16 protein-coding genes are annotated in these 26048 nt (G+C 33.4%); 15 read left to right on the forward strand and 1 reads right to left on the reverse strand.

The window, feature by feature from the left end; translation table 11 throughout:
- Nucleotides 1-30: 30 nt before the first annotated feature.
- A complete protein-coding gene (locus GFJ94_RS09560) occupies nt 31-420 on the reverse strand; it encodes an SPOR domain-containing protein (RefSeq protein ID WP_153201310.1) in 390 nt (129 codons plus the stop codon).
- A 216-nt stretch (nt 421-636) separates the two neighbouring features.
- On the opposite strand from GFJ94_RS09560, the gene GFJ94_RS09565 reads away from it, so the two are divergent.
- The 15 genes from GFJ94_RS09565 to sprA all read left to right on the forward strand — a co-directional run bounded on the left by GFJ94_RS09565 (nt 637) and on the right by sprA (nt 25989).
- Nucleotides 637-1908 (forward strand): c-type cytochrome, encoded by a 1272-nt coding sequence (locus tag GFJ94_RS09565; RefSeq protein WP_153201311.1) that lies wholly within the window; start codon nt 637-639, stop codon nt 1906-1908.
- 32 nt (nt 1909-1940) lie between these two features.
- Entirely contained in the window at nt 1941-4976 is a 3036-nt protein-coding gene (locus GFJ94_RS09570) for a TAT-variant-translocated molybdopterin oxidoreductase (protein WP_153201312.1), read from the forward strand.
- Nucleotides 4977-5006: 30 nt separating this feature from the next.
- On the forward strand, nt 5007-6416 hold the full coding sequence (gene nrfD / locus GFJ94_RS09575; RefSeq protein WP_153201313.1) for an NrfD/PsrC family molybdoenzyme membrane anchor subunit: 1410 nt from the start codon (nt 5007-5009) through the stop codon (nt 6414-6416).
- Between the two features lie 4 nt (nt 6417-6420).
- Nucleotides 6421-6945, forward strand: coding sequence for a DUF3341 domain-containing protein (locus tag GFJ94_RS09580; protein WP_153201314.1), 525 nt, complete (start codon nt 6421-6423; stop codon nt 6943-6945).
- A 9-nt stretch (nt 6946-6954) separates the two neighbouring features.
- Nucleotides 6955-7500: a cytochrome c gene (locus GFJ94_RS09585; protein ID WP_153201315.1), complete on the forward strand. Its 546-nt coding sequence runs from the start codon at nt 6955-6957 to the stop codon at nt 7498-7500.
- Nucleotides 7501-7527: 27 nt separating this feature from the next.
- Entirely contained in the window at nt 7528-9036 is a 1509-nt protein-coding gene (locus GFJ94_RS09590) for a quinol:cytochrome C oxidoreductase (protein ID WP_153201316.1), read from the forward strand.
- Between the two features lie 19 nt (nt 9037-9055).
- The gene (locus GFJ94_RS09595; RefSeq protein ID WP_153201317.1) at nt 9056-10213 is read left to right on the forward strand and encodes a cytochrome c oxidase subunit II; all 1158 of its coding nucleotides are present in this window, start codon (nt 9056-9058) and stop codon (nt 10211-10213) included.
- Nucleotides 10214-10244: 31 nt separating this feature from the next.
- Nucleotides 10245-12011, forward strand: coding sequence for a cbb3-type cytochrome c oxidase subunit I (locus GFJ94_RS09600; RefSeq protein ID WP_153201318.1), 1767 nt, complete (start codon nt 10245-10247; stop codon nt 12009-12011).
- A gap of 74 nt (nt 12012-12085) precedes the next feature.
- Entirely contained in the window at nt 12086-13108 is a 1023-nt protein-coding gene (gene ruvB / locus GFJ94_RS09605) for a Holliday junction branch migration DNA helicase RuvB (RefSeq protein ID WP_153201319.1), read from the forward strand.
- A gap of 1 nt (nt 13109) precedes the next feature.
- Complete coding sequence (queG, locus tag GFJ94_RS09610; RefSeq protein WP_153201320.1) at nt 13110-14036, forward strand: tRNA epoxyqueuosine(34) reductase QueG; 927 nt, start codon at nt 13110-13112, stop codon at nt 14034-14036.
- Nucleotides 14037-14129: 93 nt separating this feature from the next.
- On the forward strand, nt 14130-15011 hold the full coding sequence (locus GFJ94_RS09615) for a DUF808 domain-containing protein (RefSeq protein WP_153201321.1): 882 nt from the start codon (nt 14130-14132) through the stop codon (nt 15009-15011).
- Between the two features lie 26 nt (nt 15012-15037).
- A complete protein-coding gene (locus tag GFJ94_RS09620) occupies nt 15038-15712 on the forward strand; it encodes a hypothetical protein (RefSeq protein WP_153201322.1) in 675 nt (224 codons plus the stop codon).
- A gap of 146 nt (nt 15713-15858) precedes the next feature.
- Nucleotides 15859-18141, forward strand: a complete 2283-nt coding sequence (locus GFJ94_RS09625; protein ID WP_153201323.1) for an NADP-dependent malic enzyme — start codon at nt 15859-15861, stop codon at nt 18139-18141.
- A gap of 9 nt (nt 18142-18150) precedes the next feature.
- Entirely contained in the window at nt 18151-18732 is a 582-nt protein-coding gene (ruvA, locus tag GFJ94_RS09630; protein WP_153201324.1) for a Holliday junction branch migration protein RuvA, read from the forward strand.
- 3 nt (nt 18733-18735) lie between these two features.
- Complete coding sequence (gene sprA / locus GFJ94_RS09635) at nt 18736-25989, forward strand: cell surface protein SprA (RefSeq protein WP_153201325.1); 7254 nt, start codon at nt 18736-18738, stop codon at nt 25987-25989.
- The last annotated feature ends 59 nt before the right edge of the window (nt 25990-26048 follow it).

Raw genomic sequence — 26048 nt, forward strand, 5'->3', positions numbered from 1 at the left:
TTTGAATGGCTTTTTTGTTCTTATCTATTTTTAATTAGTTGGTTTGATGATTAATGCAGTTGGATATTTTTTCTTAATATCTACCATTGCGCGTTCTACTTCTATTCTTGTTTTGAAGTTGCCAACCCATACTTTATAATTCGGACTGTTGAAAATTATCGTACCATCTAAGTCTTTAAATTCCCTTTTAAATTCTTGTAATTTCTTTTTCGATTCTTCGCTGTTGCCATAAAAAATTTGAATTTTATAGGCTTCATTTAAAAATAAACTGATGTTTAGTTTTCTTTTTTCTTTTAATAATTGGTCAATTTTTGGGTCTACCGAAACATTTGTTTTTCCGTCCTGAGCCCTTGACGATAAACATAAAAATGATGATAGAATAAAGAAGTACAATAAGTTATGTTTTGATAAGTTTTTCATATACAAATGATTTTAATACAAAAATACAATTTAAGATGATATTTGGAAGGTTGAAAATTATTTAGAACAAATATAAATTACATTTTAAGACAAAATTAAGGTTTTAATAATAGTTCGAATATTGTATTTTTGTCGGAGTTTTGAAAAAATAACGTGTTGTTTTTAGATAAGGTATATCTAAAAGTATACCAAATTAAGTCGATAATCATTTTAAATATGAAAAAGGTGGGTAACCATAAATCGTTTTCAAAGATTTTCTTCAGTTTAGCATTCGTGCTAGTGACTTCTTTATCTGCGTTCTCTCAGGATGCAGCAAAGGGTAAAGAATTATTTAATACCAATTGTGCCGCATGTCATAAATTAGATGGTAAAGCTACGGGGCCAGCGCTTCGTGACGTTGCTGCTAAATACGACAAAGAATGGTTGTACAAATGGATTAAGAATAGTGGAGAATTAATCAAGTCAGGAGATGCGCAAGCTGTCAAAGTTTTCAATGAGAACAACAAAGTTCCAATGACTGCATTTCCACAATTGTCAAATGAAGATGTTGACAATATTTTAGCGTATACTTCTGAGCCAGCTCCTGCTGCTCCTGCAGTTGTGCCCGGTGCTCCTGTAGCTGGGGAAGCAAATGCTGATTCTGGTGTTTCTAATAATGTAATATTAGGAGTGCTTTCGTTAGTGATGATAATGTTAGTTGTTATGTTGTTCTTAGTGAATAATATGCTAACTAAAATAGCTGACGCTAAAGGATTAGAAGTAGCTCAAAAAGATCGTTCAGTTATGAATATCTTTAAAGCTTATGCTAAAAATCAATTCTTAGTATTAGTTTCTGCAATCTTGTTATTGTTGGTTTCTGCTTATTTTGCATACGGATGGATGATGCAAATTGGTGTTGATCAAGGATATGAGCCAGTGCAACCGATTCATTATTCACACAGAATTCATGCTGGTGAAAACGGAATTGATTGTAAATACTGTCACTCTGCTGCAAGAGTTGGAAAACATTCTAACATTCCTTCTTTGAATGTTTGTATGAACTGTCACAAAAACATTAGTGAAGTAGCTGAAACTACTGCAACTGAAGAACATTCTAAGGCTTTTTACGATGAGCAAATTGCTAAATTGTATGATGCTGTGGGATGGGACAAGTCGTTGCAAAAATATACAGGAAAAACTAAACCAGTTAAATGGGTTAGAATTCATAATTTACCAGATCATGTTTATTTCAATCACTCTCAACACGTAACTGTTGCAGGAGTTGAGTGTCAAACTTGTCACGGTCCAGTTGAAGAAATGGAAATCATGAAACAACATGCTCCATTAACAATGGGATGGTGTATCAACTGTCACAGAGAAACAAATGTGAAAGTAGAAGATAACGCTTACTACAAAAAAATACATGAAGAACTTTCTAAAAAATACGGAGTGTCTCAGTTAACTGCGGCTCAAATGGGAGGTTTAGAATGTGGTAAATGTCACTATTAATAAAATAATTTAAGAAGCTAATATACTATACAATGGCATCAAACAAAAAATACTGGAAAAGTGTTGAAGAGCTAAACGAAAATAGCTCTATTGTTGAGACGCTAAGAAACAACGAGTTTGTGGAACCAATTCCGGTTGACCAATTTTTAGGAGATAAAGAATCTTTGTCTGCTTCGTCAACTACTCGTCGTGACTTTTTGAAATATGTTGGATTTAGCACGGCTGCAGCTTCATTAGCAGCTTGTGAAGGTCCTGTTGTAAAGTCAATTCCTTACGTAGTTCAACCAGAAGAAATTATTCCTGGTGTTGCTGATTATTATGCAACAACGATGGCTGATGGTTTTGATTTTGCTAATATTTTAATCAAAACTCGTGAGGGTCGTCCTATTAAAGTAGAGAACAATAATTTAGAAGGAGCAAAAACTGGAGCTAATGCAAGAGTTCATGCTTCTGTTCTTTCATTATATGATAGTTTACGTTTAAAACAACCTAAAATTGCTGGTAAAGATGCAACTTGGGCTGACGTAAATACTAAAGTTAAAGCTAGTTTAGAAGATGCTAAAGCAAAAGGTGGAAATGTAGTAGTGTTAACAAACACTATGGCAAGTCCTTCAACTGATGCTTTAATTGCTTCTTTAGTTGCTAAATATCCAACAACTAAACATGTTGTTTATGATGCGGTTTCTGAATCAAACGCTTTAGATGCTTTTCAAGCAGTTTATGGTGTTAGAGCTTTAGCTAATTACGATTTTTCAAAAGCAGATGTTATCGTTTCTGTTGGTGCAGATTTCTTAGGAGATTGGCAAGGAGGAGGTTTTGATGCAGGATATGCTCAAGGTCGTGTTCCTAAAAACGGAATGATGTCTAAACATATTCAAATTGAATCTAATATGTCTTTAGCTGGTGCTAATGCAGATGTTAGAATTCCAATGACAGTTGCGCAACAAAAACAAGCATTAGCAGATTTATATTATGCTGTTGTAAGTGGTGCTCAACCTAAAAATGCTCAAATTGCTAAAGCAGCTAAGCAACTTAAAGATGCTAAAAACAAAGGAGTTGTTGTAACTGGTTTAGATGATGTAAATGCTCAATTAGTGGTTTTAGCTATTAATAATGCATTACAGTCTGCAGCTTTCAATCCTTCTGACGCTATCCTTACAAGAAAAGGTGATGCAAAAGACGTTGCTCAATTAGTAGCAGATATGAAAGCTGGTAAAGTTCATACGTTAATTATGAACGGTGTTAATCCAGCGTATACTTTAGCAAATTCAAAAGAGTTTGTTGCAGCGTTAAAATCAGTTAAACTTTCAGTTTCTTTTTCTATGAAAGAAGATGAAACTTCAACTTTAACTACAATTGCTGCTGCGGTTCCACATTATTTAGAGTCTTGGGGAGATGTTGCAATTACTAGAGGTAATTACAGCATTATGCAACCAACGATTCGTCCATTATTCAATACAAAACAGTTCCAAGAAGCTTTGTTAACTTGGACAGACAATACAGTTGCTTATTATGATTTCTTAAAATCTTTCTCTGTTGCATCTTTAGCAGGTAAATCATGGAATCAAGCAGTTCATGATGGTTTTGTTGTTTCAGTAACAAGTCCATTAACTGCGGCTTCTGCTGATTATGCTTCGGCAGCTTCAGCTTTAGCACAAGCAAAATCTTCTAACTTCGATTTAGTTTTATATTCTAAAGTAGGAATGGGAGATGGTCAACAAGCAAATAACCCTTGGTTACAAGAATTCCCAGATCCTATTACAAGAGTATCTTGGGATAACTACGTAACTATTTCAAAAGCAGATGCTGAAGCAGCAGGTGTTAAAAACTGGAATGTAGCTAACGGAGGTTTAAACGGAAGTTATGTTACAATTAAAGTAGGAAATGCTACTTTAGAAAATGTTCCAGCAATTATTCAACCAGGTCAAGCAAAAGGAACTTTAGGTTTAGCTTTTGGATATGGTAAAAAATTAGGGTTAAAAGAAGAGATGCAAGTAGGTGTTAATGCTTATGCTTTATATGCTAACTTAAACTCGAATCAATCTGCTACTATTACTGTTGCTGACGGTGAGCATGAATTTGCTTGTGTTCAGTTACAAAAAACATTAATGGGTAGAGGTGATATTATTAAAGAAACTACATTAGAAGTTTTCAATACTAAAGATGCTAAAGTTTGGAATCCAGTTCCAATGGTATCATTAGATCACAAACCAACAGCTGCTACAGAAGTTGATTTATGGGATTCTTTTGATAGAAGTGTTGGTCACCATTTTAATTTATCTATCGATTTAAATGCTTGTACAGGATGTGGAGCTTGTGTTATCGCATGTCACGCTGAAAACAATGTACCAGTAGTAGGTAAATCAGAAATTAGAAGAAGTAGAGATATGCACTGGTTGCGTATCGATAGATATTATTCTTCTAAAGAAACTTTTGCTGGTGATATTGAATTAAAAGAATCTGCAGCTGGATTAATGAACTCTATCAGTACTTTCTCAAGTATGGAAGATCCTTCTGAAAATCCTCAAGTAGCTTTCCAACCTGTAATGTGCCAGCACTGTAACCACGCTCCTTGTGAGACAGTATGTCCAGTAGCTGCAACATCTCATGGTAGAGAAGGTCAAAACCACATGGCATACAACAGATGTGTTGGTACTCGTTACTGTGCTAACAACTGTCCATACAAAGTAAGACGTTTCAACTGGTTCTTATATAACAAAAACAGCGAATTTGATTATCACATGAATGATGATTTAGGTCGTATGGTTATCAATCCAGATGTAAATGTTCGTTCTCGTGGAGTTATGGAAAAATGTTCAATGTGTATCCAAATGACTCAAGCAGTTAAATTAAAAGCAAAACGTGAAGGTAGAGCAGTAGGTAAGGATGAATTCCAAACCGCTTGTTCTGCAGCTTGTTCAAGTGGCGCTATGAAATTTGGAGATATCAATGATTCAGCATCAGATGTTGCTAAATTAGTTGAATCTGACAGAATGTACCATTTATTAGAGCACATCGGAACAAAACCAAACGTGATGTACCACGTGAAAGTTAGAAACGATAAATAAGTATTAATTAAAGAAACAATATAAAGGATTATGTCGTCTCATTACGAAGCACCCATTAGAAAACCTTTAGTAGTAGGAAGTAAATCTTACCACGATGTAACGGTAGATGTGGCTAGACCTGTAGAAGGTAGAGCAAACAAACAATGGTGGACAGTATTTTCAATCGCATTAGCCGCTTTCCTATGGGGATTAGGTTGTATGATTTATACCGTAACCACTGGTATTGGAACATGGGGATTAAATAAAACAGTAGGTTGGGCTTGGGATATCACCAATTTCGTTTGGTGGGTAGGTATCGGTCACGCCGGAACTCTTATCTCTGCCGTATTATTATTATTCCGTCAAAAATGGAGAATGGCCATTAACCGTTCTGCAGAAGCAATGACGATTTTCTCGGTAATGCAAGCAGGTTTATTCCCAATTATCCACATGGGTCGTCCATGGTTAGGTTACTGGGTATTACCAATTCCAAATCAATTCGGATCATTATGGGTGAATTTTAACTCACCATTATTATGGGACGTATTCGCAATTTCTACGTATTTATCAGTATCATTAGTTTTCTGGTGGACTGGTTTATTACCTGACTTTGCTATGCTACGTGATAGAGCAGTAACTCCATTTACAAAAAGAGTTTATTCTACCTTATCTTTTGGATGGTCTGGTAGAGCAAAAGACTGGCAACGTTTTGAAGAGGTTTCTCTTGTATTAGCTGGTTTAGCAACGCCTCTTGTACTTTCTGTACACACTATTGTATCCTTTGACTTTGCTACTTCTGTAATTCCAGGATGGCATACCACAATCTTACCTCCATACTTCGTTGCTGGAGCAATTTTCTCTGGATTCGCAATGGTAAATACGCTTCTTATTATCATGAGAAAAGTATCTAACTTAGAAGATTATATTACAGTACAACATATCGAGTTAATGAACATTGTAATCATGATTACGGGTTCTATTGTAGGTTGTGCTTATATTACAGAGCTTTGGGTAGCTTGGTATTCTGGAGTTGAGTACGAACAATATGCATTCTTAAACAGAGCAACTGGTCCTTACTGGTGGTCATACTGGTTAATGATGACTTGTAACGTAATTTCTCCGCAAGTTATGTGGTCTAAGAAAATTAGAACGAATATTATGGCGTCTTTCATTATTTCTATCGTGGTAAACGTTGGGATGTGGTTTGAGCGTTTTGTAATTATCGTAACTTCATTACACAGAGATTATTTACCATCTTCATGGACAATGTTCCAACCAACTTTTGTTGATGCTGGTATTTATATTGGAACTATCGGATTCTTCTTCGTATTATTCTTATTATATTCTAGAAGTTTCCCTGTAATTGCTCAGGCAGAGGTTAAAACAATCTTGAAAGGTTCTGGAGATAATTACAAGGCAGAAAGAGTAAAACACGGTCATAATCATTCAGATAATCATTAATATCATGAGTAATAAAGTAATACACGCTATATATAATGATGATGATGTTTTAATGGATGCTGTTAAACAAACAAGAGCAGCTCATCATCATATTGAAGAAATTTATACCCCTTTTCCAGTTCACGGATTGGATAAAGCTATGGGGTTAGCACCTACTAGACTTGCAATCTGTGCATTCATCTATGGGTTGGTTGGACTTTCTATTTACACTGCCTTGATGAATTTTGTAATGATTAATGATTGGCCACAAGATATTGGAGGTAAGCCAAGTTTTAGTTATATTGATAATATGCCTGCATTTGTGCCTATTATGTTTGAAGGAACTGTTTTCTTTGCAGCTCACTTAATGGTTATTACCTTTTATATGAGAAGTAAATTATGGCCTTTTAAACAAGCTGAAAATCCAGATGTAAGAACTACAGATGACCATTTCTTAATGGAAGTTGGTATTCACGGTAATGAAGAAGAATTAGTTTCTTTCTTTACAAGCACTGGTGCAGTTGAAGTTAAAGTTGTAGAAAAGCATTAATAGATAGTTATGAAAAGTTTATATAAAATAGTAGCAGTAGTAGGTTTGTCTTTTTTGGCAACTTCGTGTTTCGATAAAGCAAAACCTAACTATCAGTTCATGCCAAATATGTATGAAGCGGTTTCTTATGAAACGTATTCAGAACATAATATATTTAAAGGTGGAGTTGAAGCTCAGGTACCTGCAAAGGGATCAATTAAAAGAGGTTTTGTTTCTTACGAAATTCCAAACACTCCAGAAGGATATGCTTTAGCTAAAGCAACTTTAAAATCCCCATTAGATTCTACAGCAATCAGTCCAGATAAAGCTAAAGAATTATATACTGTTTACTGTGCAATTTGCCACGGTGATAAAGGTGATGGAAAAGGAAATTTAGTAGTTAAAGAAAAATTCCTTGGAGTACCAAGTTATAAAGATAGAGAAATTACAGACGGAAGTATTTTTCACGTAGTTACTTATGGATTAAACGCTATGGGTTCTCATGCTAACCAGTTGTCTCAAGAAGAGCGTTGGGTAGTTGCAGACTACGTTTTAAAATTAAAAGCTGGATTATAATAGTAAAACTTTTTGAAAATAATAGATATGTACACGTTTTCAAGTAAATTAAAAACTTTTTCATTCGTCCTAATGATTTTAGGTGCAATTGGTATTGGAATTGGTTTCATGGCCGCTCCTAAAACAATTGAGGATGTAGAAAAATTATTAGCAGATAGTCATCATGGACATGAAGCTGCTCATGTAGAGAAAGTGGCTCCACATGCTGCAGATGCACATGTTGTTGCGGATACGGTTAAAGCTGCTGAGACTCATGTAGCAGATTCAACTCACGCTGAAGCTCATGTTGCTGTTGATACAGCGGCTCATGCTGTAGATACTACTGTTGCTGCAGTTGCAGAAGCTCCTGCTCATACAGACAATCACGATACTCATGCTAAAGCAGACGCTCACTCACATGATGATCATAAAGCACATTTAGAACATGTATTACACCAATTACAAAATAAGCCATGGGCTGCTTTGTATGTGGCTTGTATCTTCTTTATGTTAATTTCAGTTGGAGTTTTAGCTTTTTATGCTATTCAATACGCAGCTCAAGCAGGTTGGTCTCCAATCTTATTTAGAGTAATGGAAGGTATTACATCTTATTTGTTACCGGGTTCAATTATTTTCTTTATATTTTTAGTTGCAGCTGGAATGCATTGGGGACACAATCATCTTTTTGTATGGATGGATCCTGAAGTTGTTAACCCAGAATCAGTTAAATTCGACAAACTTATTTTCCTTAAAAAAGGTTGGTTAAGTGTTGGTAGATTTTTAGCTACTGCTGCAATTATTTTAGTAGTATGGAATTTTGTTCGTTTCAAATTTAGACAAAATTCATTAGCACAAGATAGCGCTGAAGATAATGCACCTTACAAGAAAAACTTTAAATTGGCGGCATTTTTCCTAGTATTCTTTATCGTTTCTGAGTCAATCATGTCTTGGGATTGGATTATGTCTGTTGACCCACACTGGTACAGTACATTATTTGGATGGTATGTATTCGCTAGTTTCTTTGTAAGCGGAATTACTGTAATTGCAATGATAACTTTATACTTAAAATCTAAAGGATATTTAGAGCATGTTAATACAAGTCACATTCACGATTTAGCTAAATTTATGTTTGGTATCAGTATTTTCTGGACATACTTATGGTTCTCTCAATTTATGTTGATTTGGTATTCAAATATCCCAGAAGAGGTTACGTATTTCGTAACTCGTATCGAACATTACAAATTACCTTTCTTCGGAATGTTAGCTTTAAACTTCATTTTTCCATTGTTAATCTTAATCAATACAGATTTCAAACGTTTAACTTGGATTGTAGTTATGGCAGGTATCGTAATATTATTTGGACATTATATTGATTTCTTCAATATGATTATGCCTGCAACAGTTGGTGATCAATGGTTTATTGGTATTCCTGAGATTGGAGCTTTAATGTTCTTCTTAGGTTTATTTATCTTCGTTGTATTTACAGCTTTAACTAAGGCTCCATTAGTCCCTAAAGGAAATCCTTTCATTGAGGAAAGTAAACATTTTCATTATTAATAGTTAAAAAGAAATAAAAATGACAAGTTTCTTGGTATTTATAATTTTAGTTCTAGTCGGTATTGCAGTTTGGCAATTAACTAAAATTTTTGATTTAACCCAAATTGGCGGTTCTTCAGATAATGATGAAATTGCTAATGACAAAGATAATAGTGTTAATGGTTACTTAATGTTTGCCTTTGTTGGTTTCATTTATGTGTTCACTATTTATTCATTATATGCTTGGGGTGATTTAGTATTAGGTACTCCTGGTTCTGAGCATGGTAAAGAGGTAGATAATTTGATGGCTATTTCGATGGCATTAATTTTCTTCGTACAAACTATTACTCAGTTCTTATTACACTATTTTGCTTTTAAATATAGAGGGAAAGAAGGTCAAAAAGCATTATATTTTGCAGATAACAACAAGTTAGAAGCTATTTGGACAATTATTCCAGTTATCGTTTTAGCAGGTTTAATCATGTACGGTTTATATACTTGGAATGATATTATGTTTGTTGATAAAGAAGACGAACAAGATGCTATTGTTATCGAGTTATATGCTAAACAATTTGGTTGGGAAGCACGTTATGCTGGTGATGATAAAACATTAGGAAAAGCAAACGTAAGATTAATCGAAGGTATTAATACTTTAGGAGTTGATTTAGCTGATCCAGCTGCTCAGGATGATAAAGTAGTTACTGAATTGCATTTACCAGTTGGAAAAAGAGTAATTTTTAAAATGCGTTCTCAAGACGTATTACACTCGGCTTATATGCCTCACTTTAGAGCACAAATGAACTGTGTTCCTGGTATGATTACTCAATTTTCATTTATTCCAACAGTTACTACAGTAGATATGAGATCTGATGAGGCTATAATGGCTAAAGTGGATAAAATCAACAAAATCAGAACAAAAAACAGCAAGAAAATTGTTGCTGAAGGTGGTGTAGCTTTAGACCCTTACACATTTGATTATTTATTATTATGTAATAAAATTTGTGGTGCATCTCACTACAATATGCAAATGAAAATTATTGTAGATACACCTGCTGATTTTAAAGCATGGTTAGCAGAAAAGCCTACATTAGCACAACAATGGAAAGAAGCTAACGCTCCTGCTCCTGCAGAATCTCCAGTTGCAACTCCCGTTGTAGCGGTTGATTCAACTAAAGTTGTAGCTCAAGTTATTAAATAAGTTATTTTATATTAAATATAATAGAATTAGTATGTCACACGATCACGGTCATCATAAAGAAACTTTCATAACTAAATATATTTTTAGTTTGGATCACAAAATGATAGCAAAGCAATACCTTATTTCAGGTTTATTGATGGGTATTGTTGGAGTTGTTTTATCTTTATTCTTCCGTATGCAAATTGCATGGCCTGAAGAATCTTTCGAAATTTTCAAAGTATTCTTAGGAGATAATTTCGCACCAGATGGAGTAATGCGTAACGATATTTACCTTGCTTTGGTAACTATTCACGGAACAATCATGGTATTCTTTGTACTTACCGCTGGTTTGAGTGGTACATTTAGTAACTTGTTAATTCCATTACAAATTGGAGCTCGTGATATGGCTTCAGGATTTATGAATATGCTTTCTTTCTGGATGTTCTTTATTTCTTGTGTTATTATGATAGCTTCTTTATTCGTAGAATCAGGACCAGCATCTGCAGGTTGGACAATTTATCCTCCTTTAAGTGCATTACCACAAGCTATTCCTGGATCTGGTTTAGGTATGACTTTATGGTTGTCATCTATGGCCATTTTCATTGCATCTTCATTAATGGGATCATTGAACTACGTAGTTACGGTTATCAACTTAAGAACTAAAGGAATGACGATGACAAGAATGCCTTTAACAGTTTGGGCTTTCTTCGTAACAGCTATTATTGGTATTGTATCTTTCCCAGTTTTATTCTCTGCGGCTTTATTATTAATTTTCGATAGAAGTTTTGGAACATCATTCTTCTTATCAGATATTTTTATTCAAGGTGAAGTTTTACATTACCAAGGTGGTTCTCCAGTATTATTCGAGCACTTATTCTGGTTTTTAGGTCACCCTGAAGTTTACATCGTATTATTACCAGCTTTAGGTATTACTTCTGAAATTATTGCTACCAACTCTAGAAAACCAATTTTTGGTTATCGTGCGATGATTGCTTCTATTTTAGCAATTGCATTCTTATCAACTATTGTTTGGGGTCACCACATGTTTATTTCAGGTATGAATCCTTTCTTAGGTTCAGTATTTACATTTACAACATTATTAATTGCAATTCCATCTGCTGTAAAAGCATTCAACTACATTACAACACTTTGGAAAGGTAATTTACAATTAAATCCTGCAATGTTATTCTCTATCGGATTAGTATCTACTTTCATCACTGGAGGTTTAACAGGTATTATTCTTGGAGATTCAACTTTAGACATTAACGTTCACGATACATATTTCGTAGTAGCTCACTTCCACTTAGTAATGGGTATCTCTGCATTGTACGGATTCTTTGCTGGTGTTTACCACTGGTTCCCAAAAATGTTTGGTAGAATGATGAACAAAAACTTAGGTTACGTTCACTTCTGGGTAACTGCTGTTTGTGCTTACGGAGTTTTCTTCCCAATGCACTTTATTGGAATGGCTGGTTTACCAAGACGTTATTACACAAACTCTGCTTTCCCATTATTTGATGAATTAGCTGATGTGAATGTTTTAATTACGATTTTTGCTATCGTTGGAGCTGCTTTTCAAATCGTTTTCTTCTGGAACTTCTTCTATAGTATTTTCTATGGTAAGAAAGCAACTCAAAACCCATGGAGATCAAATACTTTAGAATGGACTACACCAGTGGAACATATTCACGGTAACTGGCCTGGAGAAATTCCTGAAGTACATAGATGGCCTTATGATTACAGTAAACCAGGTCACGATGAAGACTTCGTTACGCAAATCACACCAATGAAAGAAGGAGAAGAAGTTTTACATCACTAAGATTTTTTCCACAATATACAAACCTCTCCAATCGGAGAGGTTTTTGTTTTATAACTTTACTTATCTTTGTTTTTATGAATGATAATTTGAATCCAAATAAAGAATCCTATTCTCCGCAAGATATTGATATCGAAAAGGCATTACGCCCGCTTAGTTTTGATGATTTTGCTGGACAAGACCAAGTGTTAGAAAATCTAATTGTTTTTGTACAAGCGGCTAATTTGCGAAAAGAAGCATTAGACCATACGTTGTTTCACGGACCTCCAGGTTTAGGGAAAACAACCTTGGCAAACATCTTGGCAAACGAATTAGGAGTAGGAATCAAAATCACTTCAGGACCAGTTTTAGATAAACCAGGTGATTTAGCTGGCTTATTGACTAATTTGGAAGAAAGAGATGTTTTGTTTATTGACGAAATTCACCGTTTAAGTCCTATTGTGGAAGAATATTTGTATTCGGCAATGGAAGATTTCAAGATTGATATCATGATTGAATCGGGTCCAAATGCAAGAACGGTTCAAATCAATTTGAATCCATTTACTTTAGTTGGAGCTACCACTCGTTCTGGATTATTAACTGCACCAATGCGTGCTCGTTTCGGAATTCAAAGCAGATTACAATATTACAACACCGAATTATTAACCACCATTGTCCAACGTAGTTCTTCTATTTTAAAGATGCCAATTACAATGGAAGCGGCTATTGAAATCGCAGGGAGAAGTAGAGGAACACCTCGTATCGCTAATGCTTTATTACGTCGTGTTAGAGATTTTGCTCAAATCAAAGGAAACGGAAAAATCGATATCGAAATTGCAAAGTTTGCATTAAAGGCACTTAATGTTGATGCTCACGGATTAGATGAAATGGACAATAAAATCTTATTAACCATAATTGAAAAATTCAAAGGTGGACCAGTTGGATTATCAACATTAGCTACAGCAGTTTCCGAAAGTGGTGAAACCATAGAAGAGGTATACGAACCTTTCTTAATTCAAGAAGGTTTTATTATGAGAACTCCAAGAGGAAGAGAAGTAACCGAAAAAGCGTACAAACATTTAGGAAAAATTAAAAATAATATTCAAGGAGGTTTATTTTAGTTTGATAAACAATAAAGAAAAATACACACAGTTGATAAAAGCCGAATCCAAAAGACTCGGCTTTTTGTCTTGCGGTATTTCCAAGGCTGGTTTTCTGGAAGATGAAGCGCCTCGTTTAGAAAATTGGCTTAATAATAACATGAACGGTCAAATGAGTTACATGGAAAATCATTTTGACAAACGTTTGAATCCAACTTTATTGGTAGATGATGCTAAAAGTGTGATTTCATTATTATTGAATTATTATCCTTCCGAACTTCAAAATGAAGATTCGTATAAGATTTCCAAATATGCTTACGGACAAGATTATCATCACGTCATAAAAGAAAAATTAAAGGAATTGTTACATTTTATTCAAGCCGAAATTGGTGAAGTTTCTGGAAGAGCGTTTGTAGATTCGGCACCGGTTTTAGACAAAGCTTGGGCGGCAAAAAGTGGCTTGGGTTGGGTTGGAAAAAACAGCAATCTCATCACCCAAAAAGTCGGATCATTCTATTTTATTGCCGAATTAATTATCGATTTGGAATTAGATTATGATACTCCAACAACCGACCATTGTGGAAGTTGTACCGCTTGTTTAGATGCTTGTCCTACAGAAGCTATTGTAGCGCCTTATGTGGTAGATGGAAGTAAGTGTATTTCGTATTTCACTATCGAATTGAAAGATAACTTGCCACAAGAAATGAAAGGCAAATTTGACGATTGGATGTTTGGTTGCGATGTTTGCCAAGATGTTTGTCCATGGAATCGCTTCTCAAAGCCGCATAATGAACCTCTTTTTCAAGCGAATCGAGATATTTTGAATTTCTCAAAATCCGATTGGGAAGAAATTACATTTGATACTTTTCAAAAGGTGTTTAAAAATTCAGCTGTTAAACGTACCAAATACGAAGGTTTACTTCGTAATATCAATTTTTTGAAGGATTAAAATGACATTTCGTTTTTCAGGCAAAAATTTTACAATCAAAATACTTTGACGTAGTTTTGAGAGTTATTAAAAAGGAAAATTAATTATACAATTATGGCATCAGGATTTTTCGCAATCTTAGACGATATCGCTGCATTGATGGACGATGTTGCAATGACTAGTAAATTAGCAACTAAAAAAACAGCAGGAATTTTAGGAGACGACTTAGCAGTTAATGCCGAAAAAGCAACAGGTTTTTTAGCTTCAAGAGAAATTCCAGTGTTGTGGGCAATTACAAAAGGTTCGTTTATTAATAAATTGATTATTCTTCCAGTTGTTTTTGTTTTGAATTGGTTGTATCCGCCAGCCATTAAAGCTGCTTTAATCATTGGAGGAGTTTACTTAGCCTACGAAGGTGTGGAAAAAATCATAGAATACTTTTTTCATCGCGCTAAAAAAAGCGAAGAAGTAATTGTGGAAAGTAAATTAGAAGAAGATGACGAAAATTCAGAAAAAGCAAAAGTAAGCTCAGCGATTAAAACCGATTTTATTCTTTCACTTGAAATTGTCATCATCGCTTTAGGAACAGCAATGGAAAAAGAACATCCTTTGATTACCCAAATTTTGAGTGTAACTTTTGTGGCAATTATTGCCACTATTGGAGTTTACGGAATCGTAGCTTTAATTGTAAGAATGGACGATGCTGGTTTTTATTTGATGAGAAAATCGGATAACAAAGGTTTTTTATCTTCTTTTGGTGGAATTTTAATCAAAGCTTTGCCATTAGTAATTAAAGGGCTTGCCGTATTAGGGACAATCGCACTTATCTTAGTTTCAGGAGGTATTTTCCTTCACAATATCGACTATTTACATCATTTAATTCCACACAGTATTCCATCAACAATTGCTGAATTTGGTATTGGAATTGTATTTGGATTAGTAGCCGTTTTGTTGATGATGGGGTTCAAGAAGCTGATAGTGCTGGTTAAAAAGTAATATTAAATAATTTAAACACCTTCTTTATGAAATTTATATATATCATTTCAATTCTCTTCTTTATTTCATGTAACAGTAACAAAAAAGAGAGTATTACTTTAAATGTCTTAAATGATACTTTAGTAACTTATCCAAAAAGTTCAATAAAAGACACAGCTAATGTAATTAAGTATTCTCTTGAAAATAATTCAGATAAAGCTATATATATTAATAATAATTTTGCTACAAAATTTGATCATAGTCAAAGTCTAATGTTAAATGATGAATTATTAGAGTTAAATATAACAAATGAAAATACTATTGTAAAGTATTATGTAACAATTACTGATTTTGTAAATCCCTTTGATTGTGATGACAGTAGAACATCAGCAAATCAAAGAATTGAATACGATTATATAAAGAAATCACCTTACGTAAGCACTGGTTTTATTCTGCATCCCAAAGAGAAAAAATATTTTATTGGGTATGTAAAAATAACTGACCAAAATAATGGTATTAAAAATACTAATAGTGTTAGTGCTGATATCAAAAAAAACAAAAAATATTATGCAGATTTTTTCATTGATGCAAAAACCTCTAGGGCAATAGAAATATTACCTTGGGATGTAAAAGAAAATATTAAAATAAACAATTGTAAAATCTTTGATGGGGTAATAAAATTTGATAAAAAAATACCTATAAAAATTTTGGATTCAAATTAATTTTTTGTGCTAAACAAAATATCCATTCGGGCATAACCTCAAATAATTAATTAAAATAAACAATTTATTTTTTCAAAAGAATGCCAAAATAATTTCTCATTTTATACGTATACCCTTATATTTGTAAGTTAGTAAAATAAAAAACCATGCATAAAGATAGTAAACGTAGAGAAGCCTTATTATATCACGCAAAACCTACACCTGGTAAAATTCAGGTAGTACCCACAAAAAAATATGCTACACAAAGAGATTTAGCTTTGGCTTATTCTCCAGGCGTAGCAGAACCTTGTTTAGAAATTGAAAAAGACGTTAACAACGTTTATAAATATACCGCAAAAGGAAATTTAGTAGCTGTAATATCAAACGGAACCGCAGTTTTAGGTTTAGGAGATATTGGTCCAGAAGCTTCAAAACCTGTAATGGAAGGAAAAGGGTTGTTGTTCAAAATCTTCGCTGATATTGATGTATTTGATATCGAAGTTGGAACAAAAGACATTGAAGAATTCATTGCAACGGTAAAAAATATTTCTCCAACTTTCGGAGGAATCAACCTAGAAGACATCAAAGCACCAGAATCTTTCGAAATTGAAAGACGTTTGGTAGAGGAATTAAATATTCCAGTAATGCACGATGACCAACACGGAACTGCTATTATTTCTTCAGCCGCTTTATTGAATGCAGTAGAGTTAGCAGGCAAGAAAATGGAAGAAGTGAAAATGGTCATTTCTGGAGCAGGTTCTGCTGCCATTGCTTGTGCTAATCTGTATGTTGCATTTGGTGTGAAACCTGAAAATGTTGTAATGTTTAACAGTAAAGGTGCCTTAAGAAAAGACGATCCAAGAGTTACCGATATGCAACGCAAATATGCAACGGACAAACAATATGACGATTTAGCTCATGCTATGAAAGGTGCTGATGTATTTATCGGATTATCTTCGGGAGATATTGTTACTCCAGAAATGTTATTGTCAATGGCGGATAATCCTATCGTTTTTGCAATGGCAAATCCAACACCAGAAATCAATTACAACTTAGCAATTGATACGCGTGAAGATATTATCATGGCAACGGGTCGTTCTGATCATCCTAATCAAGTGAATAATGTATTAGGTTTTCCATTTATTTTTAGAGGCGCTTTAGATGTTAGAGCTACGAAAATTAATGAGGAAATGAAGAAAGCAGCTGTTATCGCTTTAGCGGAATTAGCAAAAGAATCGGTTCCAGAGCAAGTAAATATTGCGTATGGCGAAACGAAATTAACGTTTGGTCGCGATTATATTATCCCAAAACCTTTTGATCCAAGATTAATTGCTGCAGTTCCGCCAGCCGTAGCCAAAGCTGCTATGGAATCAGGTGTAGCTACAGCGCCAATTACGGATTGGGATAAGTACAAAGACGAATTGTTAGAACGTATGGGTTCTGATAACAAAATGATTCGTTTGTTAACCAATAGAGCAAGAACCAATCCTAAGAGAATTATTTTCGCTGAAGCAGATCAAATTGATGTGTTGAAAGCGGCGCAAATTGTACATGAAGAAGGCATTGGTTTCCCAATTTTATTAGGGAATAAAGAAATAATTTTAGAGTTAAAAGAGGAAATTGGTTTTGATGTAGAAGTGCCAATTTTTGATCCAAAAACTAAGGAGTGTGATGCAAAACGTTTAGAATATGCTAACCATTTTTGGGAAACCAGAAAACGCAAAGGAGTTACTTTATATGAAGCAGAAAAATGGATGCGTGAGCGTAATTATTTTGGTTTGATGATGGTAAATACGGGCGAAGCTGATGCAATGGTAACTGGACATTCAAGAAGTTATCCCTCAACAATTAAGCCGGTAATGCAGTTAATTGACAAAGCGCCAGGCGTTTCTAAAATTGCAACAACGAATATGATGATGACGGCAAGAGGTCCTATTTTCTTGTCAGATACTGCTATCAATCCAAACCCAACTGCAGATGATTTAGCCAGAATTGCATTGATGACCGCTAAAACAGTTAGAATGTTTGGAATGGAACCAGTAATAGCAATGGTTTCATATTCAAACTTTGGATCTTCTCATAATGATGGGGCAACTAAAATAAGTCAAGCTGTTGCTTATCTTCATGAAAATTTCCCTGATTTAATTGTTGATGGAGAAATTCAAACTGACTTCGCATTAAATCCAGATTTACTAAAAAGTAAATTTCCATTCTCTAAACTAGTAAATAAAAAGGTCAATACACTTATTTTTCCTAATTTAGACGCATCAAATATTACATACAAATTGTTGAAAGAGTTGAACAAAGCAGAATCAATTGGTCCAATTATTTTAGGATTAGACAAGCCGGTTCACGTGTTCCAATTAGGTGCAAGTGTTGAGGAAATGGTGAATATGGCGGCAGTTGCAGTGGTAGATGCGCAAGAAAAAAATAGAAAACAAAACAGATAAAAATTTTATATGATAGCTCACATTCAAGGAAGATTAGTTGAAAAAACACCTACCGAAGTTGTAATTGATTGCAATGGAGTGGGTTATCATATTAATATTTCGTTGCATACTTTTTCTTTGATTCCAGATTCTGAGAATTTGAAATTATATACGTTTCTTCAAGTTAAGGAAGATTCTCATAGTTTGTTTGGTTTTGTAGAGAAACAAGAAAGAGAACTTTTTAAATTGTTGCTTTCGGTTTCAGGTGTTGGAGCAAGTACTGCACGAACGATGTTGTCTTCTTTAGCGCCTGCACAAATCATTCAAGCTATTGCGTCAAATGATGTGGCAGCTATTCAATCGATGAAAGGAATAGGAGCTAAAACTGCACAAAGAATTATTCTCGATTTGAAAGAGAAAGTGTTAAAAGTGTACAATTTGGATGAAGTTTCAGTTGTTGAAAGCAATACAAATAAAGATGAAGCGTTATCTGCTTTAGAAGTTTTAGGATTTGCCAGAAAAGCAGCCGAAAAAGTAATCGATAAAATTATAAGAGAAACCCCAAATGCCTCTGTAGAAAACTTAATAAAACAAGCTTTAAAAAATTTATAAAACTTGAAACAAAATAATATAAAAGCAGTAAATAAATTACAATATAGTCTTGCATTATTATGTGTGCTTTTTTCTTTTTCGCTACAAGCACAAGTAGACGAAGAAGTACAAGATACTGTTAAAACAGGTGTTGATTTAGGTAAATTATCTATGCCAAATCCTTCAAGTGTTTTGGAAAACTACACATATGATCCCGCTTCTGATCGTTACATATATACAAGCACAGTTGACGGATTTAATATAAATTATCCAATGATACTTACGCCAAAGCAGTATGAAGAGCTTGTTTTGCGTGAACAAATGAGGAAATATTATCAAGAAAAATCTGCCGCAATAGATGGGAAAAAAGCAGGTTCAGAAGATGCAAAGAAAGATTTATTGCCAAGATATTATGTTAATTCTAAATTTTTTGAAGCAATTTTTGGTAGTAATACAATTGATGTAAAACCTACAGGTTCAGTAGAACTAGACTTAGGTGTTAGATTTACTAAGCAGGATAACCCTTCATTCTCTCCAAGAAATAGAAAAACAACTAGTTTTGATTTTGATCAAAGAATTAGCGTGGGATTACAAGGTAAAGTAGGAACAAGATTAAATGTTAATGTTAATTATGATACGCAGTCTACTTTTGCTTTTCAAAATTTAATAAAGTTAGAGTATACACCTACTGAAGATGATATTATTCAAAAAATTGAAGTAGGTAATGTTAGTTTTCCATTATCAAATTCTTTAATAAGAGGAGCGCAGAGTTTATTTGGAGTAAAAGCACAATTACAATTCGGTAAAACCACATTTACAGGAGTTTTTTCTGAACAAAAATCTCAAACAAAGTCAGTAACATCTCAAGGAGGTGGAACAATACAAGATTTTGAAATGTTTGCCTTAGATTATGATGCAGATCGTCATTATTTTTTATCACAGTATTTTAGAGATAAATATGATAAAGCACTTGCAACTTTTCCATTTGTAAATTCACGTGTTCAAATTAATAGAATTGAAGTGTGGATTACAAATAAGCAAAATAGAGTTAATTCTACAGAGAATAACTTACGAAATATTGTTGCCTTGCAAGATATAGGTGAATCTCCACTAACAAATGTATTACCAGAAGAAACCGTACATATTAATTTAGGAGTTAATCCAACATTTTACAATGTTTCTGCCGATACTCCTTCAAATAATGCGAATAATAAATTTGACCCATCAAATATTGGGAGTAATTTTTTAAACAATTCAATAAGAGATGTTTCATTAGCGGGTAATGGCTTTAATGTAGCTGGTATGGCAGAAGGTATTGATTTTGCAAAATTAGAAAATGCTAGAAAATTAACTGCTTCAGAATATACATATCACCCTCAATTAGGATATATTTCATTAAACCAACGATTAGCTAATGACGAGGTCTTAGCAGTTGCATACCAGTATACAATTGGAGACCAAGTGTATCAAGTTGGTGAATTTGGTACAGATGGAGTTGATGCAACAAATGTGGATACTTCAGGTGTTCCAAGTTCACAAGCTTTGATATTAAAGTTGCTTAAAAGTAATTTAACTATTGATAAATATCAAGTTGGTGGAGTTGGGCCATATTTTACAATGCCAACTTGGAATATAATGATGAAAAATATTTATCAAATTCCTGGAGCATATCAATTGCAACAAGAAGATTTTAAATTAAATATTTTATATACAGACCCATCGCCGTTAAATTATATTACACAATCAGGGACTGATCTTTTACCTGCCGATGTGACTGATACTCCGTTATTAAAAGTGTTCGATTTAGATAAATTAAATTATACAAATGATCCGCAAGAAGGAGGTGATGGTTTTTTTGATTTTTATCAAGGACTAACTGTTGACGCGCAAAAAGGAAGGATTATATTCTTAAAAGTGGAGCCTTTTGGAAAACATTTGTTTAATAAATTAGACCTTACATCTCTGGCCGAAAACTATGATGATCCTTTAACTTATAACAGTAATCAAAGTAAATACGTTTTTAGAAACCTATATAAAACAACTCAAGCTGCAGCGCTACAAGAAAGTGCAAAAAACAAGTTTCAGCTTAAAGGACGTTTCAAGTCTTTAGGAAATGATGGTATTTCTATAGGAGCATTTAATGTGCCACAGGGTTCTGTTGTAGTTACTGCCGGCGGAAGGGTATTGGTTGAAGGGATTGATTATACTGTAAATTACCAAATGGGTAAGGTAAATATTTTAGATCCTTCATTAGCAAGTACTCCAATAGAAGTTTCGGTAGAAAATAACGCCGTTTTTGGTCAACAAACAAGAAGATTTTGGGGATTTAATGTCGAACATAAATTTAATGATAAATTTGTTGTTAATGCAACAATGTTGAATTTATCAGAAAGACCGTTTACCACAAAATCAAACTATGGCCAAGAATCTGTAAACAATACAATTTTTGGATTTAATGGGAATTTTTCTTCTGAAGTGCCTCTTTTAACTAGATTAGTTAATAAATTACCTAATATTGATACCGATGTACCATCTAATATCTCATTAAGAGGAGAGATTGCATATTTAAAACCAGGAGCTTCAAAAGCAGATCAGTTTAATGGCGAAGCTACTTCGTATATTGATGATTTTGAAGGTTCTCAATCTACTATTGATATGAGAAGTCCTTCTGCTTGGACATTATCTAGTGTTCCTCTAGAAGAATCATTTGATGGAGATCCAACCTCAAATGAATCGACAGTTGATGATTTAAGTGTTGGTTATAAAAGAGCTAAACTTTCTTGGTATACCATAGATCCTGTGTTTTATGTTCAACCTCCTTCGGGTATTTCAGATGCAGATTTATCTTTTAATAAAACAAGAAGGATATTTAGTAGAGAATTATATCCAGCAACCGATATAGCTCAGGGACAATCTTCAGTAATAAGTACCTTAGATTTAACATATTATCCAAAAGATAGAGGGCCTTATAATTTTAATCCAACTTTAGTTCCTACAAATCAATTTGGGGATATCGAAGCACCAGATAATTGGGGTGGAATTATGCGATCAATTAATTCTACCAATTTTGAACAGTCTAATGTAGAATACATTCAATTTTGGATGTTAGATCCATATTATGGAAACCCTGGTGATGTTGCAGATCCAACAAATACAGGTGAAATTGTATTTAATTTAGGCGAAATTTCTGAAGATGCCTTAAGAGATGGAAGAAAGCAATATGAGAATGGATTGCCTGAATCTAATTCTAGTCAGCCTGTTGTTTCAACCTCTTGGGGAGAAGTTCCTGCATCACAGTCTTTAATTTATGCTTTTGACACAAACAATACTAATAGAGCAGTACAAGATGCTGGGTTTGATGGATTAACAGATGTTGACGAAGCACTAAAATTCCCCGCGTTTGCTGGCCAAGTCGATCCATCTGCAGATAATTATCAGTTTTATTTAAATACATCTGGTGATATCGTTTCTCGTTACAAAAATTATAATGGTTTTGAAGGGAATTCTCCAGTTAATGTAACCGATACTAATAGAGGAAATACAACTTTTCCTGATGTAGAAGATGTTAATCGTGATAATACTATGAATACGATTAATGCTTATTTTAAGTTTAAAGTTGATATTTTAAAATACCCTGATACAGATAATGGTGTCCCTATTGGACAAAATTATATTGTAGATTCTAGAAAATTTACAGATGTTTTACCTAATGGGCAAACTGCAAATGCTAGATGGATATTATATAAAATACCTATACAAGAATTTACAGATGCAAATAAAGTTGGTCCAATAAATGATTTTAGATCAATCCGTTTTATGCGTATGTATATGACAGGGTTTAAAGACGAAATCACGATGCGTTTTGGTGCGTTAGATCTAGTTAGAGGTGAATGGAGAAGATACACTAGTTCATTAGATGCAACAGACCCATATGATCCAACTACAACCCCTAATCCAGATCCATTTACTGGTTTTGATGTTGTAGCTTTAAATATTCAAGAAAATGGGGACAGACAACCATTTAAATATGTAACACCTCCAGGGGTTGTTAGAGAACAATTGTATAATAATAATACCGTAATTAATCAGAATGAGCAATCGTTATCATTACGAGTTTATGATAATCAAGGTGGTTTAATAAATGGTTTAGAGCCAGGTGACTCAAGAGCTGTGTTTAAAAACGTAAATGTTGATATGCGTCAATATAAAAAATTACGTATGTTTTTACATGCAGAAGCTTTGCCTTTACCAGGGTCTAACCCTCCTGTTGCAGAATCAGATTTAGCCGATGATGAATTGGTAGCTTTTATTCGTTTTGGAAATGATTTTACAGATAATTTTTATCAGGTTGAGATGCCACTAAAATTATCTCAATATAGTGATCAATCTGCAGAGAATATATGGCAAGATCAGAATGAGATTGATTTATCTCTTAGTTTATTAACGGCATTAAAATCTAAAAAAATAGCAAATACACTTAGTCCTCCTGATGTAAATGGTATATATTTCTTAAATGAACAAGATTTAGGAAGTTCAAATGACAGATTAAATGTTGGTATTAAAGGAAATCCAAATTTTGGTTTGGTTAGAACTTTGATGATTGGTATAAAAAACAAGACAGGACAAATAAAAAGAGGAGAAGTTTGGTTTAATGAACTTCGAATGTCTGATATGGACAATAAAGGAGGGTATGCAGCAGTAGTAAATTTAGATTCTAATGTTGCGGATTTTGCAACTGTATCCGCTACAACACGTGTAAGCACAATAGGTTTTGGTTCTTTAGAACAAGGGCCAAACGAGAGAAGTAGAGAAGATGTGTTTCAATATGATGTCGTAACTAATATAAATTTGGGAAAATTGTTTCCAAAAAAATGGGGAGTTGTTTTGCCTTTTAACTATGGCGTTGGAGAAGAAACAATTACACCAAAATATGATCCGTTTTATCAAGATATTGAATTACAACAATTGTTGGATTTGACTCCAGATGCTAATGAAAGATCAAATATTGAAAACAGAGCTATAGATTATACTAAGCGAACTAGTATTAATTTTATAGGAGTTAAAAAAGAAAAGAATGCAGAAAAAAAACCTCATTTTTATGATATTGAAAATTTAACATTGTCATATTCGTTAAATGAAACACAACATCATGATTATGAAATTGAAAATCTAATAGATCAGCAAAATCGATCAACTGTTGATTATGCTTACACATTTAAACCGTTAACCGTAGAACCTTTCAAAAACACTAAGATTTTTAAGAAAAGCAATTATTATAAATTACTTTCTGAATTTAATTTTAATTTCTTACCAACAAATATTACCTTTAGTTCAACCATTCTAAGACAGTTTAATAAGCAAAGATTTAGACTAGTTGATGTTCAAGGAATAGGTCTTGGCGATTTATACAGAAGAAACTATTTCTTTAATTATCAATATGGGTTTAATTATAATATAACCAAATCATTACGAGTAAATTATACCGCTTCTTCTAATAATATTGTGCGTAATTATTTAGATGAAAATAATATTCCAGTTGATGGATTGGATATATGGGATGATTATTGGAATACTGGAGAAGCTAATCAACATAATCAACAATTTGTTGTAAATTATGACTTGCCAATAAATAAATTACCAATATTTAGTTTTATAAAATCTACATATACTTATACGGGCGATTACAATTGGCAACGTTCTTCTGATGCTTTTTCATCTATTGAGGCGGAAGATGGAACACGATATCAATTAGGAAACACAATTCAAAATGCAAGTTCTCATAGATTGAATACAGCTTTTAACATGGATACCTTTTATAAGTATGTTGGATTGACAAAGACAAAATCAAAAAAGAAAAAACCTAAGCTTAAACAAGAGGCACCTAAACCTGGACAAAAAGTCACTCCCGCTCCTACTAATACTAATGTTTCAAATGAGAGAAGTGTATTTATGTCTGGTTTAATAGGAGTCATTACAAGCGTAAAAAACATTCAAGTTAATTATACTGAAAATAAAGGTACAATATTACCAGGGTATTTGCCAGGGTTAGGATTTTTTGGTTCATCTAAGCCAACACTTGGTTTCGTGTTTGGAAGTCAGGCTGATGTTCGATATGAAGCAGCTAAAAATGGTTGGTTAACTTCGTATCCAGAATTTAATCAAAATTTCACACAAATTGAAAACAAAAAAATAAGCTTAACTGCGCAACTAGAAGTATTTCCTGATTTAAAAATTGATTTAAATGCAGATCGTTCTTATACATATAATTTCTCAGAACAATATGATGTAACTGGAAATGATTATAATTCGCGGGCGCCATATGATTTTGGAAATTTTAATATTTCAACAATTTTAATTAAAACCTCTTTTTCTAAAAGTGATGTGAATTTTTCTCAAGCATTTCAAGATTTAAGAGAAAACAGATTAATAGTGGCAAATCGATTAGCTTCAGATTATTATAATGGGAACTTATTCCCTCGGGATTCTGAAGGTTTTCCAATTGGTTTTGGAAAAAACAGTCAGCAAGTTTTATTGCCTTCATTTTTAGCGGCCTACTCAGGACAAAACGCTGATAAGGTTTCAACAGGAGTTTTTAGAAATACACCACTACCAAACTGGACAATAAAGTATACAGGATTGATGCGTTATAAATGGTTTAAAGATAATTTTAAACGGTTCTCTATGCAACATGGCTATAGAGCATCTTATAATGTGAATTCATTCAGATCTAACTTAAATACAGCTCCAGTTGATGCTAACGGAAATTTTTATGCAAATAAAATTGTTTCAAATGTAAATTTAGTTGAGCAGTTTAATCCATTAGTTCGATTAGATTTTGAAATGAAAAATTCAATTAAAATATTGGCTGAAATTAAAAAAGACAGAGCTTTTAATATGAGTTTTGATAATAATTTACTTACAGAAGTGACTGGGAATGAATATATTATAGGAATTGGATATCGAATTAAAGACGTAGTTTTTAGTTCTGCATTAGCTGATAACATTTCAGGGATTATAAAAAGTGATATAAACATTAAAGCTGATTTTGCACTTAGAAAGAGTAATACAATTGTTAGATATCTAGATTATGACAATAATCAATTAGGAGGTGGGCAAGACTTATGGTCTATAAAATTCACAGCAGATTATTCATTTAGTAAAAATTTAACGGCTATTTTCTTTTACGATCATCAGTTCTCACAAGCTGTAATTTCAACATCTTTCCCAACTACAAATATCAGGGGAGGTTTTACACTTCGATATAATTTCGGTAATTAAACAATATAAATTGAAAATGAAAAACAACCATTCAAAATCTAATATTGAATGGTTGTTTT

Source organism: Flavobacterium sp. LMO8, assembly GCF_009495755.1.
Taxonomy (GTDB): Bacteria; Bacteroidota; Bacteroidia; order Flavobacteriales; family Flavobacteriaceae; genus Flavobacterium.